General features: G+C 75.7%; 1 protein-coding gene. It reads left to right on the forward strand.

The window, feature by feature from the left end:
• The coding region (locus tag AA75_RS50125; RefSeq protein WP_033824245.1) for a hypothetical protein at window positions 1-202 on the forward strand (202 nt) is incomplete at both ends.

Raw genomic sequence — 202 nt, forward strand, 5'->3', positions numbered from 1 at the left:
CTGGTGCTGGTGCCCTCGCTGCCGCTGCTGGAGCAGACGGCGGCCGTGTGGAAGCGGGAGGGTCACGGCGGCCGGACGGTGGGGCTCTGCTCCCTCAAGGGCAGCGAGCAGCCGGGGGCGCGGTGCACCACCGACCCCTCGGAGCTGATCCGCTGGACGGCCGGGCCGGGGCGGGTGACGGTGTTCGCCACGTACGCCAGCC

The organism is Kitasatospora sp. MBT63 (assembly GCF_000710465.2).
Taxonomy (GTDB): Bacteria; Actinomycetota; Actinomycetes; order Streptomycetales; family Streptomycetaceae; genus Kitasatospora.